An 18,303-nucleotide genomic window follows, 5' to 3' on the forward strand; every position below is an offset into this window, starting at 1 on the left:
CCCTTTCAACCACTTTGTTTCTTTTCATAGCGCAAATTTTCCTTGCCCTTGTGTGGTGTTGAACCGATTTATCGATTCGATATATCGTTTTTTGAATCAGTTGTCCATTAGATACACGCTTTTAAAAAGGTTGCGTTTTTAGTCTTTAAAATTACAATTTGGTGTTTTAGGCCATAAATTTTCTTTGTTTGTAATCTTATTGTCATTGATTGCATTTTCTTTACCAGAGTTTGAATAATCAACATAACCCAAAAGATTACCCGAGCAGTCAAATACTTGCGTCACAGTATTGCAAAAAGGACAACAGTTTCCAAAAACAAAAACTGCATTTCCATTATATTCCCCCTTTAGCACATATTGGTATTCCTGGGTTGAGGATTCTTCATTTAGATATGTCAGTATTTTTTCTTTGATACTACTCGTATTTGCTTTTGAGCAAACCTTCTCTATCCTTCCAAGTAACGACGAAGGTTGACTGGAGTTATCATCTCCCTTTGAACAGGAAAACAACAATACCAGCATTACATAGATGACTGCCTTTCTTTTCATTGATTTGATTGTATATCCATTAAGACATTCTTCTTTTAAAAAGGTTGCGCGCCTATTGTTGCATGAAGAAAGAAATGGTATTTTAGCCTTCCTAATACAGAGAACCATGAGCAACGAAAAAGAAGCAAAATTAAAAGCCTTAAAACTAACACTGGACAAATTGGACAAGACCTATGGTAAAGGTGCTGTCATGAAGATGGGGGACAGCGTGGTCGAAGATGTTGAGGTTATCCCTTCGGGATCATTGGGGCTTGATATTGCTTTGGGTGTTGGAGGTTATCCCAGAGGTCGTGTAATTGAAATTTATGGCCCTGAATCTTCTGGAAAAACGACCTTGACCCTTCATGCCATTGCAGAAGCTCAAAAAAATGGCGGTATTGCCGCTTTTATTGATGCAGAACATGCTTTTGACCGTTTTTATGCCAAAAAATTGGGTGTAGATATCGACAACCTGATCATTTCACAGCCTGATCACGGGGAACAAGCTTTAGAAATTGCGGATAATCTTATTAGATCTGGCGCTATCGATATTGTAATTGTCGATTCCGTTGCCGCCCTTACCCCCAAAAGTGAGATTGAAGGGGAAATGGGAGATTCCAAAATGGGATTACATGCTCGACTAATGTCGCAGGCATTACGAAAGTTGACCTCTACGATCAGCAAAACCAATTGTACCGTTGTATTCATTAACCAATTGCGAGAAAAAATTGGGGTGATGTTTGGCAATCCGGAAACCACGACCGGTGGTAATGCACTAAAGTTCTATGCCTCTGTTCGGTTAGATATTAGACGATCTACCCAGATAAAGGACACTGATGGTGGTGTACAAGGAAACAAGACCAGGGTGAAAGTTGTAAAAAACAAAGTGGCTCCACCTTTCAAAACTGCCGAATTTGATATCATGTATGGTGAAGGTATCTCAAAAATTGGGGAAATTCTTGATTTGGGCGTTGCCTATGAAATTGTCAAAAAAAGTGGTTCTTGGTTCAGTTATGGCGACACCAAATTAGGTCAAGGAAGGGATGCGGTAAAAGCGCTTCTTGCCGACAATCCGGAGCTATCCGAAGAATTGGAAACCAAAATTAGGGAGGCCATTGCTGCAGTGAATGCCTAAAAAAGGCACAAAAAGCCAAATTATTCGACCAAGGTTGTGAAAATATACGCAACCCTTGCATATACCATTCATCTAGGGGTTAAAAAAGGATTTTAATGATGAAAAAGGTAATTGTGCTATTTGCTCTGTTTGGAGTTTGTGCATTGTTTAGCTCATGTGATTTGGATGATGATGGGCAAAATTTTCAGTTTAAGACACTTAAGGTGGTAGATGCCAAAGTGCCTGAATTTTTTGAACTGAACCAGACTTATGATATCGAAGTCACGTACATAAGGCCCAACGGCTGCACCTTCTTTGAGGGTTTTGATGTGACAAGGACAGCGGAGACCAATCGTGATATAGTGGCCATTGGTTCAGAGTTGACAGGCGATACAGCTTGCACACAAGCATTGGAAGAGGTTGTTGCAATTCTAAAATTCAATGTGCTTTTTACAGGTGAATATAATTTTAGGTTTTATGCAGGTACCGATAGTAATGATGAAGCAACATATCTGGAATACACCATTCCAGTGCAATAGCCCAAGTTTAGCAAACTAAATATCAATAATCCAAAATTGACCAACATTTGGATCTTGAACAACTGATACATAATTGTAAAAAAGGAAAAAGACAGGCGCAAGCTGAATTATACCGGAAATACTCCGGTATTCTTTTCGGTATGTGCCTTAAGTATTCCAAGAATAAAACTGAAGCCGAAGATAATCTGCACGACAGTTTTATGACAATTTTCAGTAAGATCGACCAATTTAATTTTAAAGGTTCTTTTGAGGGTTGGATCAAGCGAATTACCGTAAATACGGTACTTCAAAAATATAGAAAAGAGCAATATTTAAATGTGGTTTCAGAAAATATTGCTGAAGAAATCAATGTGGACACAAACCAAGCAGACATTAGTCTGTCCACCTTGCTAGGGTATATTCAAGAGCTGCCCAATAAATATAGGTTGACATTTAATCTATATGTTTTGGATGGTTATAGCCATAAAGAGATAAGTGAGATGTTGGGGACATCCACTGGTACATCGAAATCCAATTTGGCCAGGGCCAAAATGATTTTGAGGGAAAAAATAGAAAAGGAAAGTATAAACATTGCTTAAGATGGGGAAAAAGAATTTAGAGCAATTGTTCAAAGAGACGTTTGATGATTTTAACGTAGTTCCGGATGATAAGGTCTGGGATTCCATTGAAGCGTCGCTGGACAAAAAGAAAAGAAAAAGGAGGGTCATTCCAATTTGGTGGCGCCTCGGAGGGGTCGCCGCTTTGCTGGCCATCCTATTTTATGTTATCAATCCATTGGATAAGGCAAGTGATGGTGAAACCATTATAACCAATGTTGAAAACAACGACACTTTTAATGAAGGTGTTTCGGAAGATTCCAATAGGTCTGTGCAGTCATCAGATGTGGACGATACACAATTGGTGGAATCATCTTCGGAAGACAGTACAAAAGGTGATGTTACCAATAGTGACTCCTCAATTACGGAAAATGATAGAGACGCCTTTTTGAACAAAAATAGTAGCATAAAATCCGAGCAGCAGCTAGTATCAACAAAAGCCAAACAGGAAAGGGAATCCATTGAAAACAAAAATTCTCCAACCGTTACAGGTACAAATCAAAAAGAACAATTAGGTATTGGTGAAGAAGTTGTTGTTACCAATAATACTCCAAATAAAGATATAGCAATTGAGAAGCGGGAGACAGATCCGATGGAGCTTGACAGAAAAAATAGTGATGCTACTTCCGTTGCTGTCGTAAGTGATGAAAAAATTGGGAATAATGTTCCTGCCGAAGGTAATCTCCAGAAAGATTCATCCCACCAAGGGAAAACCATAGAAAGTGTTACGGAAGATGAGGGTATTGCCCAAAATAATGCAGAAAATAAACAACCCGATGAGAGGTCCATTTTTGAAGTAATTGAGGAACGCGAAGAAGAGGTTGTTGCAGAAAGTACCAGCGGAAAATGGTCTGTAGGACCCTCTGTGGCCCCTGTATATTTTAATGGCTCCGGTGAGGGATCTCCCATTCATTCCAATTTTTCATCCAATTCAAAATCTGGGAACGTAAACCTAAGCTATGGTCTTACAGTGGCCTATAACATTGGCAAAAAACTTAAAGTCCGTTCTGGAGTACACAAGGTCAATTTTGGTTATGACACCAATAATGTTGCATTTTCATCATCATTGGCTGTTTCCTCTGATGAAAAAATCGCCAATATTGATTATAGTCAGGCTTCTCGTACTATTGTGGTTGAAAGTCAAGACAATCCTACTGAAAGGACGGCAAATGATGCCTTCTTGGAATTGGCAGCAAACGAAAACCCATCTTTTGATGGAAAAATGGTTCAGCAACTGGGTTATATAGAAGTTCCCCTTGAGGTCAATTATGCCTTGATAGACAAAAAATTTGGGGTCGATATCATTGGAGGAGTCAGCTCACTTTTCTTAGTTGAAAACTCCGTGTTATTGGAATCAGAGGATTTGGTAACAGAAATTGGAGAGGCCAATAATGCCAATTCTGTAAATTTTAGTGCCAATGCAGGTGTTGGTCTAAATTATGAGTTCTCTCCTAAAGTGCAGTTAAGCCTAGAGCCTGTTTTTAAATACCAATTAAACACCTTTTCTGAAACCGCCGGTTCATTTAGGCCTTTTTCCGTTGGAGTTTACAGCGGTGTTCGTTTTAAGTTCTAGGTATAAAGAAGTTGGTTAGGAAGGTTGCCCCTTTAGGCAATCAATTAAGCACCTCGCTTTTGCGGGGTGTTTTTTTATTTCTGCTATTAATGTTGTGTCTTCCAGTTCCTTCATCCCGAAAAATCAGCTAGTCAGAAAAAATTTAGTATTTTTTATTCCCCTTTCAACCATAATGAATTGAAAACTGGACAGTTTGAGGACATACTTGTATATTTTTCAAAATCCCTTCTTGGCAAAGAAAATGAAGAGGAAATTCTTTGGGATTTAGCAAAGAATTGTATTGCCAAACTTGGTTTTGTTGATTGCGTTATTTATCTGGTTGATAGAGGGAACAAGTTGTTGATACAAAAAGCGGCTTATGGTCCAAAAAATCCAAAAGACAATACCCTATACAAACCTGTTGAAATTGCTCTTGGCGAAGGAATTACAGGACATGTAGCCCTTACAGGTAAACCCGAGATTATTGATGACACTTCCAAGGACCCACGTTATATTGAGGATGATGAGCTCCGTTTATCAGAGATATGTGTCCCTATTTCTGATGAGGATACCATTTATGGCGTAATCGATTGTGAACACCCGCAAAAAAAGTTCTTCACAAACAAGCACCTTAAGATGCTCTCAGCCGTGGCTTCCATTTGTGCCATAAAAATTAAGAGCGTTCGCATGAACAAGGCTCTTTTGAACAAGCAGAACCGATTGTTCAAAATCAAAGAGGAAATGGTGGAGCTCAAATTAAAGGCCCTAAACTCACAGCTCAACCCACACTTTGTGTTCAATGCACTAAATGCCATTCAAAGCTTTATCACTTCTGAAAACAAAAAACTGGCGCTGGAATATCTATCTGTTTTTAGCAAACTCATCCGATTTTATCTGAAACACTTGGACAAAGAAGTCGTAAATTTAAGGGATGAGGTTGATATGTTGCATTGGTATCTAGAGTTGCAGAAACTTAGGTACAATGACAAGTTTGAGTATTCCATTGTAGTGGAAAAGGACCTGAACGTATCAGGAGCTGTCATTCCATCCTTTGTGGTACAGACCCTTTTTGAAAACATTGTGGAACGTTCTATTTTCCATCAACACAAAAATCAGCGATTGGATATTGGTTTTAATGTTTCCTCTGACATCGTAATCCTCCAAATTAAGCACCGTCATCAAGGTGATGAAACCAAGGCTGTATACAATCCTGGGTATCGGGAAAACATCATCCAATGGCAGGATCAAATAAAATTGATCAATGCCATCAAACCCTATAAAATTGAAAAAGAAATTATTACAACAGAAGAAAATGGTTTTAATGGAGGAACAATTTCCCTAAAACTCCCCAACCTTATTTAAACCTATTATGATTATTGTTCAAGTTCCTTTAAAATAACTTCACGAACTTCCTCCCGCAAAGTCGATTTATCTTCTTCACCTAAAATACCCGTTTCAAAAAAGTGGTGCACCTTTGCTCTAATTCTTCCAGGTCCTCCACTCAAAAAAGTAAATGAAAAACGCTTTTTATTATCATAAAATGTAATAGGAACAACTGGAATCTTGTGGGCAATCGCCATCTTAAAAGCCCCATCCTTAAACTGGTCTAAAACAATATGTTCTTCGGGAACTCCCCCTTCGGGAAAAATACAGACACTCAACCCTTGATCCAATCTTCGTTGTGCACGACGATAGACCCCCGTTCTACTTCTAATATTGTCCCTATCCACCATAATGCAGACCCTTTTATAGAAAAACCCAAAAACGGGAATCTTTACCAATTCCTTCTTCCCTACAAAAACAAAGGGGTTCTTACTGACCATCAGCATGAACATGATGTCCAACATGCTGGTATGATTAGCCACCAACATATAACTTTTCCCTTTTTCCATAGTTTGTTCCCTAGTAATTTTTGGAAAACAGCCCATCCCATAAAGAATCGTTTTTGCCCATAGATTTCTGGCCAACCAAAAAAATTGTTTATATGTTTTTTCGGATAATGTGGTCAACAATAAAAAAGGAAAGAAAATAACAATTGGGACTGTCACAAGTACATAAAACCAGATTCGGTACAAAACATGCCCTATGTTCTTGAGAAAGACAAACATGCACCAAAAGTAGAATTTTTGAATATCTTTATTGGAATAACCATAAAATCTTAAAATAATGGGATTACTCTATGCTTTGTTGATTGGGGCCGCAGCAGGCTGGCTTGCCGGTAAAATTATGAAAGGCGGTGGTTTTGGCGCACTCATAAATATTATTCTAGGTATTGTTGGGGGTATTGTGGGCAATTGGCTGTTTGGTGTTTTGGGCGTTCATATTGGTTCAGGAATTGTTGGCGATTTGCTCACAGGTGTCATTGGGGCAGTCGTTGTACTTTTTGTTGCAGGATTGTTTAAAAAATAACCTTTACTTCTTTTCACCTCCAGAGGTCCAGCACTTTTTTTATCCCATTCGGATGCTTACTTTTACGCCCTAAATATTAGGTATGGCCCGAATTTTAACCGGAATCCAAAGTACAGGAACTCCCCACTTGGGAAATATTTTAGGGGCAATTATTCCTGCCATTCAAATGGCCCAAAACCCAAAGAACGAGTCCTTTCTTTTTATTGCGGACATGCATTCCCTCACCCAAATAAAAAATGGAGAGGAACTAAGAAACAACACTTATGCCACTGCGGCTACCTGGCTCGCTTTTGGGCTAGATATTGAAAAAACGGTTTTTTATCGTCAAAGTGATGTCCCCCAGGTAACCGAGCTTGCATGGTATTTAAGTTGTTTTTTTCCATACCAACGCCTTACTCTAGCACATTCTTTTAAGGATAAAGCCGACCGATTGGAAGATGTGAATTCAGGATTGTTCGGCTACCCCATGCTTATGGCCGCCGATATTTTGTTATATGATGCCAATATTGTTCCTGTAGGGAAGGATCAATTGCAGCATCTGGAAATGACAAGGGATGTAGCATCCAGATTTCACAATCAATTGGGAGAAACGTTTGTACTACCTGAAGCCAAAGTGCAGGAGGAGACCATGTACATTCCGGGTACTGATGGACAAAAGATGAGCAAGAGCAAAGGGAATATTATCAACCTCTTTCAACCCGATAAAAAATTGCGCAAACAGCTAATGGGCATTGTAACGGACAGTACTCCAATGGAAGACCCAAAGGATCCCAATACCGACAATGTCTTTGCTTTATACAAAATATTGGCCTCTCCTGAACAAATTGAGGAAATGAGTGCCAATTATTTAGCAGGTGGTTATGGTTATGGACATGCCAAGCAAGCGCTTTACGAAGTAATTCTGGAAAAATTTGCAGAACCTCGAGAAAAATTTGACTACTACATGAACCACTTGGAGGAAGTGGATGAGGCCCTGGCCATTGGTGCGGAAAAAGCCAGGAAAGTAGCGGATGAAGTATTGAATCGGGTTAGGGAAAAACTAGGGTACTAAAATCACCATCTAGATAGCAAGAAAAACAGGAGGCTATCATCTTCAAAGCCATTACGAATTTTTTTGAAAGCTATTCGTATTTGTGCTTCTACGGTTTTTATTGAAATTCCCAATTCTTCTGCAATTTCCCTGTTTTTATATCCTTTTTCTTTGCTTAACAGGATTATTTCCTTACATCTTTCCGGTAAAGCGTCCACCAACTTCTTGATTTTTTCAATTTTACGCTGAAGCAAAATGTTATCTTCCTCAGCTTGAGATGACAACGCCTCATGTTTAAGGTCTTTCAATAACAAACCTTCCTTTTTGTTTTCTCTAAACCTATCAATGTAACTGTTATAGGCGGAGCGATATAGATAGGATTTAAGTGAGGAGATTATGGTGAGATCTTTGCGGCTTGCCCAAAGTTTTGCAAAAACATCTTGAACTATATCCTCAGCTTGCTGCGAGGACTTTGTAAACTGGATGATGTAAATACATAATGGTCTATAATGTCGATGAAAAAGCTCTTTCATTGCCCCTGTATCATCCTGTTTTATCAGTCTGTACAAATCTTCCTCATCCATTGTTTACTTGATTGGATTTTGTAGGCTTCATATAAAATATTCCATATAGACTAAAAAAATCTGTTTTTTGTTAAGGGTGTTTCTTCTTTTTCACGTCTCACAGGCGCATCTATAATCAATAAAACTAATTATTTTGATAAAACTGGTAATCAAATACCTCACCGATACTATCACAGATGAGGAACTTCTAACCTTATTTGATTGGTTAAAGTCGCGCAAGAACCAGCATATTTTCAAGGTTTTGTCCAAGGTAAATCAAAATTTGGATCTTAGTTATATGCCCATTGATGTTGAATCGGCCTATCAAAAAACTTTTGGGGTTTCCGAAAACATTGAAAGACCAACAAGAAAAAAATATCGAATTTTTGCCAAGTATGCGGCTATTCTAATTGTATTGTTTTCAACCGTATTGGGAATACGCTCCCTTTTAAATACATATGGGTCTGGCAAAGCTGATAATAATCCAAAAATTACATTGGAAATAGGTGAAGGTGCGCTCCATACCCTGGAAAAAAATGGAAGTGGTACAATTTTCAATGAAAAAAACATATCAATAGCGACCTTAAAACAAGGTACACTTGTCTATAACAGTTCAAAAAAATCTGAAATAGATTCAACCCTTAACCAGTTAACGGTACCCTACGGAAAGCGTTTTGAGTTAAAATTGTCTGATGGATCCACTATTTTTCTGAATGCAGGAAGTCGATTAAAGTACCCCAGATTCTTTACAGGTCAAAATAATAGGGAAGTCTATTTAGAAGGGGAAGCGTTTTTTAATATTCAAGAAAACAAAAGTCAACCGTTTATTGTTCATACGGAGAAAATGAACGTTAGGGTCTATGGTACAAAATTCAATGTTACCAACTACAAGGACGACAATCAAGTTTCTGCAGTGTTGACCGAGGGTAGTATTGCCGTGTATAATCCCATTTTGCCTTTCAATGAAGAAAAGCTCCTTGTCATAAAACCAGGGCAACGAGTCGCCACAAGTAATGATGTGTTTATTGTCCAAGAGATTGATCCCGAAAAATATATCGCCTGGTCTGAAAACAAACTACATTTTGTCAATGACCGTTTTGGGGAAATTATTAAAAAACTGGAAAGACATTTCAATACTGTAATTGAAAACAGATCACCACAGTTAAATGACTTACGATATACAGGCACTTTTACAACAGAAACATTAACTCAAATATTGGATGCTTTTCGAAGTCACACCGCATTTGAGTATAAATTGACCAAGAATAAAATCATCATTGAGGATACCACATCAAAACAATGACGTTGAATTGCCTCAAAAAACCAAATATTATGAAAAAAACCAGAACACAACAATTTTCTGTTAGAACCATTTCAAAACTTGGTCTAAGGGTTTCCATTTTTTTCTTTGTTCTAGCTTTTTTTCAAATAAACGCATCGGATTTTCCTTCAAACACCCAAACAAGTTTGAATTTGAAAGACCTTGACCTGTCCAAAGTATTTGAGAGCAAAACCGAGCTTTCTTTCATTAAAAATGATGCTGATCTTATCATCAACAGAAAGCCTATACAACACCAAATAACTGGAAAAGTCATTGACAAAAAAACAGGTGAAACCATCCCCTATTGTAATATTGGCACAGAAACCTCAACAATTGGAACCTCAAGCAATGAGCTTGGTGAGTTTGTCATTACGGTTGATGCACTACCTGTAAAGCTAATTTTCTCACATATCAACTATGAAATACAGGTAGTGGAAGTTTCACAAAGCAATACTGTAGTTATAAAACTTGAGCCGTTGACCCATGATCTTAACGAAGTCACAGTTACTGCATCAAAAAATGACAACTATGCTACCAAACTAGTCCGAAAAGCATTTCAAAAAGCATTTCAAAACTCTAATATTTCCCATTATGGCAAAGCTTTTTACCGGCAAAAAAGCAAGAATGGGGATAATTATTCAGAATTCTCCGAAATCATTTATGATATCAGATATAACAATAGGGAAATTGAGGATTGGGAAATTCTTGAAGGGAGATATGCGCTTAAACCCGGTGGTGTGCACAATAAAAACTTCACCCTTCTATCTCGGCTAATAACCCCTTTGCAACCTGCTACGGACGAGCTTGTTTTTCCCATGCACACAAGTTTTAAGGCGTTCTACAACCTAAGCATTATAGATTATATAACTTCTGGAAAAGATAAAATTGCAGTGGTCCGGTTCAAACCCAGAAAAGACTCCCAGGTTCCAACTTTTGAGGCAGAGGTTTATATCGAGATAAATTCTCATGACATACTCAAGATAGTTGGAAAGATTTCACATGATGAAATAAAGCTTGTAAAGTTATCAGAGAAAAAAGGCTCTTGGAAAAATTACAGTATTTCCTATGAGATAGCTTATAAAAAGGACGCTGTTCTAAACGCTACCCTTGATTATATTAAGATAGATCAGGGTTTTGATTATTACATCAATGACAGTTTTAAATTTCATACCTCTTCCTCTTCAAATCTTATGTTTTTTGAACACTACTTTCCCAAATCCAGAAAAAAAATGGGAGGTTTCTACAGGTTTAACAAGAGTGATTGGGACAGGCTGGACGATATTGGTTACAACGAAAAATTCTGGGCAGAAAATCCAATCGTTAAAAGAACCCCTGTGGAGAAAGAGGTCATTTCAGCTTTTGAAAAGGACAAGGCCTTTGGCTCTATTTTTCTAAATAGTAGAGATCGAGTGGCCTTAATGCAATCAAACATTTCCAAAGATCCTTTTATAAAGGAATTGGGAACAAACTTAAGGTTGTACAATAACAACAATCCTATTGAAAAAGTTTATGTGCATACGGACAAGGATTTATTCTCCAAAGAGGAAACCATTTGGTTCAGTGGGTATGTTGTTTTGGGCTCTTATCATCACTTTTCCTTGGCGAGCAAAGTATTACATATTGATTTTATTAACTCAGACAATGAAATAGTAAGCTCACAGACCCAGGAAATCATTGATGGCAAAGCAAGTGGATCCATCAAAATTCCAGAAGGCCTGTTGTCCGGGAATTATCAACTTCGAGCATATACCGATTGGATGCGAAATTTTGATGATGATTTCTTTTTTACCAAAACAATAAAACTTGTAGATGAAAAACCCGCTTACAATAACTCTTCAACCGCCAAAAATGAAATTGATCTTCAATTTTTTCCTGAAGGAGGGTATGCCGTTACAGGGTTGAAAGGTAGAATAGCTTTTAAAGCCGTTGGAGGTGATGGTTTTGATGAGAAACTGACAGGGCAAATATTAGATTCAAATGGTGAATACATTGCAACCCTTAGTACAATTGACAGGGGTGCAGGTTTTTTTTCCTTGGAACCCCAAGCGGGAAAAAAATATGAGGCCGTTTTGAGCACCGGCCAAAGGTATTCCCTTCCTGAAATACTACCGCAGGGGTATGTCCTAACAGCAACCAATATAAGTCAAAAAAGCATTGAGGTAAAAGTCCAAGCCAGCTCACTTTTTAAAAACCGGCAATTTTATGTAATAGGACATATAAATGGCAAAAAATACTATCAGGGAAAGTTTGAATTTGGTGACAGGCAAATAGTAAGCTTTGAAATTCCAAAAAGTAGAATGCCAAGCGGTGTCATGACCCTAACACTTTTTGATAGCGATAAGATTCCCAGATGCGAACGTGCAGTTTTCATTAACAATCAGGAAGAATTGGTCATAAACACAAAGCTTGACCCAAAAACTTTTGGAAACAGAAATGCCATGTCCATAGAAATAAACGTTACCGATCCAAACGGAAGACCAATTTCCGGTGAATTCTCTATTGCGGTAACAGATGCGGGGCAAGTGGTAAAGGGCAAAAAGTCATCAAACATTTTGACCCATCTTTTATTGGAATCGGATATAAAAGGCCATATTGATAATCCCGGTCTTCTTTTTCAAGACCAGAAAAGAGCTACCATGCACAAATTGGATCTGGTCATGCTTACCCATGGTTGGAGGAAACTTTCATGGCAAAAAATTGAAAATGCCATATATCCGCAAAAGGAATTTCAGTTTTCAAAAGGGATAACACTCTCCGGAATTGTTCGTGGCATTTATAAAAAACCTTTCCCCAATGCTACATTAAATGCAATTGCCAAGTCTGGTGAGGATTATGAGATGTTCTCTGTAAAAACTGCTCCAGATGGAACATTTTCAATTCCAAACTTTAATCTCAATGGACCAACCGAGCTCGTGTTTAGCGCCACCAATAATAAGAATAAAGCAATAGATTTTGAAATGACCCTTGAAAAGAACAAAATAGTGGTTCCTCAGCCCAAGTTCAGGAGTTTTGTTCCCATAAACATAAACGAAGCCGAAAAATATTCAGGGTTTTCAACGGTTAGAAAAAATACCCTCACCTTCCATGAAACCAAAAACATTACCATGTTGGATGAAGTGGTTGTGACTGACAAAAAGATAAAAAGGATTAGCAGCTCACGACCTTCAAACTTAGGGCAAAATCCAGATGCCACTTTATATGCTTCAAAAAATAAATCGGCACACACAGTGATAGATTTGGTACAAATGTTTGCGGGTGTAACCGTCTCAGGAGATCCATTGTCGGGAAATGCCACAGTTAGCATAAGGAATCAAGGTTCGCCTTTATGGGTAGTAGATGGTGTTCCTGTCTTTGATGACAATCTTGGATCTGGCCTTGCCTCCATTCAAACAGAAGTGGCGGCCGCAAGAGAAAATGAATCATTGGACAGAGGAGATGTTCTGGCAAAGACCCTACGACCAGTTCCTGCTCCTACATTTATCCAGAATATGGATACTTTTACTGTTGAACGTGTGGAGCTTTTAAAAGGAGGGGCAGCAGCCTTTTATGGGTCAAGGGGCGCCAACGGGGTGATATTGGTTTATACAAAGCAAGGTGGGTCGGATTACGAGCCACCTCCTCAGCCAGCTGATTTTACAATTACAGGACATGCAATACAAAGAGAGTTTTATTCTCCAAAATATGATGTTAGCGCTGAAGAAAACAACATTCCTGATTATCGGTCAACCTTATATTGGAATCCTACTTTCACTACAGATAAAAATGGAAATGCTCGAGTAATGTTTTATAATTCGGACAATGCACGTCAAATTCAAGTAGCTATTGAAGGTTTATCACAAAATGGCACACCAGGAACCTATCTTAAACTTTTTGGTGAAAAGGATTAGTACAAAACCTTAAATCACCTCAAACAATTTACCGGGCAAAGGCCGAATTACCCCCTTCATTTCCATGTTAAAAAGTGTGGATGATGTTTTGTGAATGGGTAATTTGCACTCCAAAGCAACGGTGTCCAGTAATTGTTTACCGTTCATCTGCAAGTAAGAATAGATAGACTGTTCTGTTTTGTCCAAATCAACGAACAATTGTTTTTGAACAGCAGATTCTTCCTTTTCGTCTTCCAACTCCCACCCTAAAAGATAGACCAATTCAGCAGCAGAAGTAAGCATATGGGCTTTCTGCCGTTTGATCAGGTCATTGCAGCCCTTGCTGAACTTGTCCGTTGCCCTTCCAGGTACCGCAAAAACCTCTCTGTTGTATCCATTGGCCATTTCCGCTGTGACCAAACTCCCTCCTTTTTCGGCAGACTCAATTACAATGGTAGCTTCGCTCAATCCTGCAATAATCCGGTTTCGCTTTAAAAAATTCTCGCGATCAGGATTACTTGTGCTCCAAAACTCGGTTAAAAAACCTCCGTTCTCCTGGATTTTCGATATATATTTCTTGTGTGCCTTTGGATAAATCTGATTCAATCCATGAGCCAAACAGCCAATGGTCTGCAGTCCAGCCTCCATGGCCAATTTCTGAATTGTGATGTCAACGCCATAGGCAAAACCACTAACAATAATAGGATTTAAGGGAGAAATTGCTTCAATGAAAGCCTCACAAAATTTAGTGCCATAACCTGTAATGTTCCGCGTACCAACAACGCTTATGATCTTCTTGTTTTGCAAATCGATATTTCCCTTGCTAAAAAGAAGTATGGGTCCATCAATACAATGTTTGAGATACTTGGGGTAATCCTCATCTTCAAAATAGGAGAAAGCAATCTTCTTGTTCCGCATATATTCATATTCGACCTCAGCTTCTTTTAAATAAACAGAATTGTGCAGTCCCTTTAAGGTAATTTGCCCAATACCCTCAATTTTTAGAAGGTGTCGCATTTTATCCTTAAAAATTGCGCTTGGACTCCCACAATGGGCAATTAATTTTTTAGCGGTGATATCTCCAATATTTGGAATGGCCTGCAGCCGTAGCGCCGCAATAATTTCAGGTTCAGTCATTTCGATTTGGGAATGTAGTTGTTCACAAAATACCGAAATTCAAATGTTAATAAAAAGTGACAAGCACTATTTTGTTCTGATGGTTTTTTTGCAATATTTGTGGCGATGCGGATTGAGTCTTACATAGAAAAATTACTTTACGACTACAATTGTGTTGTAGTCCCTGGATTTGGTGCCTTTTTGGCACATGGAAAGTCCGCTGAAGTCGATTTTGCGACCAATACTTTAATTCCTCCAACAAAAACCATATCCTTTAATGCACAACTTACCGAAAATGATGGTCTGTTGGTGTCGCATATTGCCAAGAATAAGCATCTTGGGTATGAGGAGCTTTTGGAAGAAGTGGAAAGTGTTGCCAAAGACTGGAAGAAAAGATTGCAGCAAGGGGATAGCATTGAACTTTTTGGCATTGGTAAGCTTTGGTTAAATCGTGAACATAAGATTCAGTTTCAACCGGAAAACAAAATCAATTATTTGACTTCATCATTTGGTCTCTCAGCTTTTGCCGCTACTCCAATTCAACGTGAAGTTTTGAAGGAAGAGGTTGAAGAAATTGAAGAGAAGATTCCGTTTATTATCACTCCTGAAAAACGAGAACAATCTTCCTTTAGGCCATGGTTAAAGTATGCTGCTGTAATTTTATTAGCGGTTTCCTTGGGATCTACATCCTATCGCACCTATAATGAACTTCAGCAAAAGCAAGTTACGGTGCAGCAAGATGCACAACAACAGGTTTCCCGTTTAATACAGGAAGCAACATTTTTTGAAAGTGCGCCATTGGAACTCCCTGCATTGAATATTAAGGTCAACAAAAAGAAACTGGGAAAACATCATGTAATTGCCGGTGCCTTTAGAGTTGAGCAGAATGCAGAAAAAAAGGTAGCCCTCCTTAAGGAGAAAGGTTATAATGCCTTTTATCTGGGGACAAATAAATTTGGGCTACACCAAGTAGCTTACGATAGCTTTGAAAATCCCAAGGAAGCACTTAAGTTTCTTAGAAAGATAAAACGCACGGTATCTTCAGATGCCTGGTTGCTATCAGAGAAATAATCTTTCTTTCTTTAAAACCAATATCCACTTCAATATCTTTGCGCAAAATTTAAATCTTATGCGCGCAAAAACTCCAAGCGAATCACGTACTGTAATGACCGATATGGTATTACCCAGTGAAACCAATCCTTTGAACAATCTTTTTGGAGGGGAGCTTTTAGCTCGTATGGACAGGGCGGCCAGTATTTCTGCAAGAAGACATAGCCGAAGGATTACCGTCACGGCATCCGTCAACCATGTTGCATTCAATAGGTCGGTTCCTTTAGGAAGTGTGGTCACTGTAGAAGCATCTGTTTCTCGAGCTTTTAGAACATCTATGGAGATTTTTATTGATGTTTGGATGGAAGATCGTTTTACCGGAGAACGCGCCAAGGCAAATGAGGCCATTTATACTTTTGTGGCTGTGGATGAAACGGGAATCCCAACAGAAGTTCCTCCTTTGAAGCCCGAAACGGATTTGGAAAAAGAGCGTTTTGAAGCAGCGCTTAGGCGAAAGCAGTTGAGCTTGGTTTTGGCGGGTAAAATGGAACCCAATAAAGCTACTGAGCTCAAGGCCTTGTTTACTTCATAACTATTTAAAAATCGAAATTATCAGGGTCGGGGCCAAATCGTTGTTGTCTATCCAGATTATCCATCAGTTGAACATCCGTTTCGCTTAACTCGAAGTCAAAAATGTCAGCATTAGAAACAATTCGTTCTTTTTTGGAGGACTTTGGTATGGTAATGACTCCTTTTTGAAGGTCCCAACGCAACACTATTTGGGCCACTGTCTTGCCATATTTGTTGGCCAATTCCTTTAGTTGGGGAAGATCAAAAATATTACCCTGCATCATAGGGGACCATGCTTCGTATTGAATCCCTTTAGTATGGCAAAAATCGATTAATTTTTGCTGTACCAAGTATGGGTGAAATTCCATTTGATTGACCATGGGAACAATGTTGGCACTGGTCAATAAATCCTCCAAATGATGCTGCATAAAATTGCTGACACCAATGGCCCTGACCTTCTTTTCTTCATAAAGTCGTTCCATGGCCCTCCAAGTTTCCTTGGATTTTTCACCTTTCGGCCAATGAATCAAATAAAGATCTAAGTAATCCAATCCCAAACGCTCAAGACTATCATCAAACGCTTTTAGGGTTGATTCATATCCTTGATCGTTGTTCCAAACCTTACTGACCACAAAAACATCTTTTCGGTCAACATTGCTTTCCCTGATTCCATCACCAACCCCCTTTTCATTATCATAAATAGATGCGGTATCTATATGTCGATATCCATGATTCAAAGCATCCTTGACGGCATTGGTCACCTCATTTCCATCTTGAGATAGATAAACCCCTAAGCCAAAATAGGGCATTTTAACCCCATTGCTCAATTCAAATGTTCCTTGTAAATCAGAAATTGTTCTCATAAGTTATAATTGGTAAATCCAATCTTCAGGATTTAATCTATTGGAATCCTGATAAAGATAGAACTTAAGCTTTGTTGTGCCGTCAAACCGATTGGTATATATATCGCCAAGCACTTCCTTAACAGCTACCCTGTCGCCCTTTTTTACGTATAGTTTAGACAAATTATAATAAGTGCTTATATAGTTACCGTGCTTGATCTGCACTCCTCTACTACCTCCTGGAACAGTCAGAATCGCAATGACCTCGCCTTCAAAAATAGCTCTGGCCTTACTCCCTTGATCTGTTGCAATAGTGACTCCGTTGTTACGGTGTTTTATTCCGGGATAAAGTTTGTCTGCATATACCCCGTATCCCTGGCTTTTTATTCCTTTTTCCACCGGCCAAATCAATTTTCCTTTATTGGCTGAAAAGTTGTTGGCCACCAATTTAGCCTCTGGAGTCAACACAAATTTAGTTCTACTGGATTTCCCGGCCTTTTTGTTAGTACTGGCAATGGCACTTTTAATAAGTCGTTCAATTTCACGATCAATCTTACGTGCTTCTTTCCTTTTTTGAGCTATGGCGGCAGTGTATTTGTTCTCATTTTGCCGGATGCTTCGTAGTAAATCCTTTTGGGTTTCAATTTCTCCAAAAAGTTCTTTTTTGACCTTCCTATTTTCAGCTAACAAACGTTCCTTGGACTTTCTCTGCGCGACAAGATCATTATTCAACACAGACAGCTCCTTTGTCTTAATAATGATATCCTCGCCCTGCTTTTTTCTGTGCTTCGCGTACTGCTCCATATATTGGAGTCTTTTAAAAGCCTGATAAAAATTATCTGCAGATAACAGAAACATTAATCGGTTACTTTGCGTTTTGTTCTGATAGGATTTCTGGATGAGATTGGCATAATCTTCCTTCAGAATCTTAAGATCTTCCCTTAACTTGCTAATACTTCTGATATTGACGTTGATCTGTCTATTGAGTAGATTGGATTGTTGGTTTGTTACGCGAATAAGCTCTTGCCGAACATTTATTTTTTGGTCCAAAGCTTGCATTTGGTCCAAAACATTTCCCTTTTCCTTCTTTTCGGCAAAGAGTAATCGATTGATTTCCTTAATCTCATTTTGTAATCTTTCACGTTTGGCCTCCAAAGATTTTTGTTCACTGGTCTGTGCCATCAATGAACTTGAAAGAAATAGTGTA

General features: G+C 38.6%; 17 protein-coding genes. 11 read left to right on the forward strand and 6 right to left on the reverse strand.

The features are described 5' to 3' along the window. Positions 1-138: 138 nt before the first annotated feature. A complete protein-coding gene (locus ACOQO1_RS13605; protein ID WP_420603428.1) occupies positions 139-549 on the reverse strand; it encodes a hypothetical protein in 411 nt (136 codons plus the stop codon). Positions 550-655: 106 nt separating this feature from the next. Between ACOQO1_RS13605 and recA the strand changes: the two genes are divergently transcribed. The 5 genes from recA to ACOQO1_RS13630 all read left to right on the forward strand — a co-directional run bounded on the left by recA (position 656) and on the right by ACOQO1_RS13630 (position 5,691). Then, positions 656-1,663, forward strand: a complete 1,008-nt coding sequence (gene recA / locus ACOQO1_RS13610) for a recombinase RecA (protein ID WP_420603429.1) — start codon at positions 656-658, stop codon at positions 1,661-1,663. Between the two features lie 95 nt (positions 1,664-1,758). Next, positions 1,759-2,181 (forward strand): hypothetical protein, encoded by a 423-nt coding sequence (locus tag ACOQO1_RS13615; protein WP_420603430.1) that lies wholly within the window; start codon positions 1,759-1,761, stop codon positions 2,179-2,181. 47 nt (positions 2,182-2,228) lie between these two features. Beyond that, positions 2,229-2,759, forward strand: a complete 531-nt coding sequence (locus ACOQO1_RS13620; RefSeq protein ID WP_420603431.1) for an RNA polymerase sigma factor — start codon at positions 2,229-2,231, stop codon at positions 2,757-2,759. A gap of 1 nt (position 2,760) precedes the next feature. Then, positions 2,761-4,350, forward strand: coding sequence for a hypothetical protein (locus ACOQO1_RS13625; RefSeq protein WP_420603432.1), 1,590 nt, complete (start codon positions 2,761-2,763; stop codon positions 4,348-4,350). Positions 4,351-4,527: 177 nt separating this feature from the next. Continuing rightward, positions 4,528-5,691: a histidine kinase gene (locus tag ACOQO1_RS13630; protein WP_420603433.1), complete on the forward strand. Its 1,164-nt coding sequence runs from the start codon at positions 4,528-4,530 to the stop codon at positions 5,689-5,691. Between the two features lie 11 nt (positions 5,692-5,702). On the opposite strand, the gene ACOQO1_RS13635 is transcribed toward ACOQO1_RS13630, so the two are convergent. Beyond that, the gene (locus ACOQO1_RS13635; RefSeq protein WP_420603434.1) at positions 5,703-6,437 is read right to left on the reverse strand and encodes a lysophospholipid acyltransferase family protein; all 735 of its coding nucleotides are present in this window, start codon (positions 6,435-6,437) and stop codon (positions 5,703-5,705) included. 58 nt (positions 6,438-6,495) lie between these two features. On the opposite strand from ACOQO1_RS13635, the gene ACOQO1_RS13640 reads away from it, so the two are divergent. Both ACOQO1_RS13640 and trpS read left to right on the forward strand, forming a co-directional pair. Next, positions 6,496-6,738 (forward strand): GlsB/YeaQ/YmgE family stress response membrane protein, encoded by a 243-nt coding sequence (locus tag ACOQO1_RS13640; protein WP_420603435.1) that lies wholly within the window; start codon positions 6,496-6,498, stop codon positions 6,736-6,738. An 82-nt stretch (positions 6,739-6,820) separates the two neighbouring features. Continuing rightward, complete coding sequence (gene trpS / locus ACOQO1_RS13645; protein WP_420603436.1) at positions 6,821-7,789, forward strand: tryptophan--tRNA ligase; 969 nt, start codon at positions 6,821-6,823, stop codon at positions 7,787-7,789. 2 nt (positions 7,790-7,791) lie between these two features. Here the strand turns inward: trpS and ACOQO1_RS13650 are convergent, their stop codons facing one another. Continuing rightward, positions 7,792-8,352: an RNA polymerase sigma factor gene (locus ACOQO1_RS13650; RefSeq protein ID WP_420603437.1), complete on the reverse strand. Its 561-nt coding sequence runs from the start codon at positions 8,350-8,352 to the stop codon at positions 7,792-7,794. A gap of 133 nt (positions 8,353-8,485) precedes the next feature. Between ACOQO1_RS13650 and ACOQO1_RS13655 the strand changes: the two genes are divergently transcribed. Beyond that, entirely contained in the window at positions 8,486-9,634 is a 1,149-nt protein-coding gene (locus ACOQO1_RS13655; protein WP_420603438.1) for a FecR family protein, read from the forward strand. A gap of 29 nt (positions 9,635-9,663) precedes the next feature. Then, complete coding sequence (locus ACOQO1_RS13660; protein WP_420603439.1) at positions 9,664-13,539, forward strand: carboxypeptidase-like regulatory domain-containing protein; 3,876 nt, start codon at positions 9,664-9,666, stop codon at positions 13,537-13,539. A 9-nt stretch (positions 13,540-13,548) separates the two neighbouring features. On the opposite strand, the gene dprA is transcribed toward ACOQO1_RS13660, so the two are convergent. Continuing rightward, positions 13,549-14,655 (reverse strand): DNA-processing protein DprA, encoded by a 1,107-nt coding sequence (gene dprA, locus ACOQO1_RS13665; RefSeq protein ID WP_420603440.1) that lies wholly within the window; start codon positions 14,653-14,655, stop codon positions 13,549-13,551. 105 nt (positions 14,656-14,760) lie between these two features. On the opposite strand from dprA, the gene ACOQO1_RS13670 reads away from it, so the two are divergent. Both ACOQO1_RS13670 and ACOQO1_RS13675 read left to right on the forward strand, forming a co-directional pair. Then, a complete protein-coding gene (locus tag ACOQO1_RS13670; protein WP_420603441.1) occupies positions 14,761-15,705 on the forward strand; it encodes an SPOR domain-containing protein in 945 nt (314 codons plus the stop codon). 58 nt (positions 15,706-15,763) lie between these two features. Then, a complete protein-coding gene (locus ACOQO1_RS13675; RefSeq protein WP_420603442.1) occupies positions 15,764-16,276 on the forward strand; it encodes an acyl-CoA thioesterase in 513 nt (170 codons plus the stop codon). 4 nt (positions 16,277-16,280) lie between these two features. Here ACOQO1_RS13675 and ACOQO1_RS13680 read toward each other — a convergent pair whose 3' ends face one another. Beyond that, the gene (locus tag ACOQO1_RS13680; RefSeq protein ID WP_420603443.1) at positions 16,281-17,117 is read right to left on the reverse strand and encodes an aldo/keto reductase; all 837 of its coding nucleotides are present in this window, start codon (positions 17,115-17,117) and stop codon (positions 16,281-16,283) included. A 3-nt stretch (positions 17,118-17,120) separates the two neighbouring features. Then, positions 17,121-18,278, reverse strand: coding sequence for a murein hydrolase activator EnvC family protein (locus ACOQO1_RS13685; protein ID WP_420603444.1), 1,158 nt, complete (start codon positions 18,276-18,278; stop codon positions 17,121-17,123). Between the last annotated feature and the right edge of the window lie 25 nt (positions 18,279-18,303).

Origin of the sequence: Flagellimonas sp., from assembly GCF_965222555.1 — a bacterium.
GTDB lineage: Bacteria > Bacteroidota > Bacteroidia > Flavobacteriales > Flavobacteriaceae > Flagellimonas.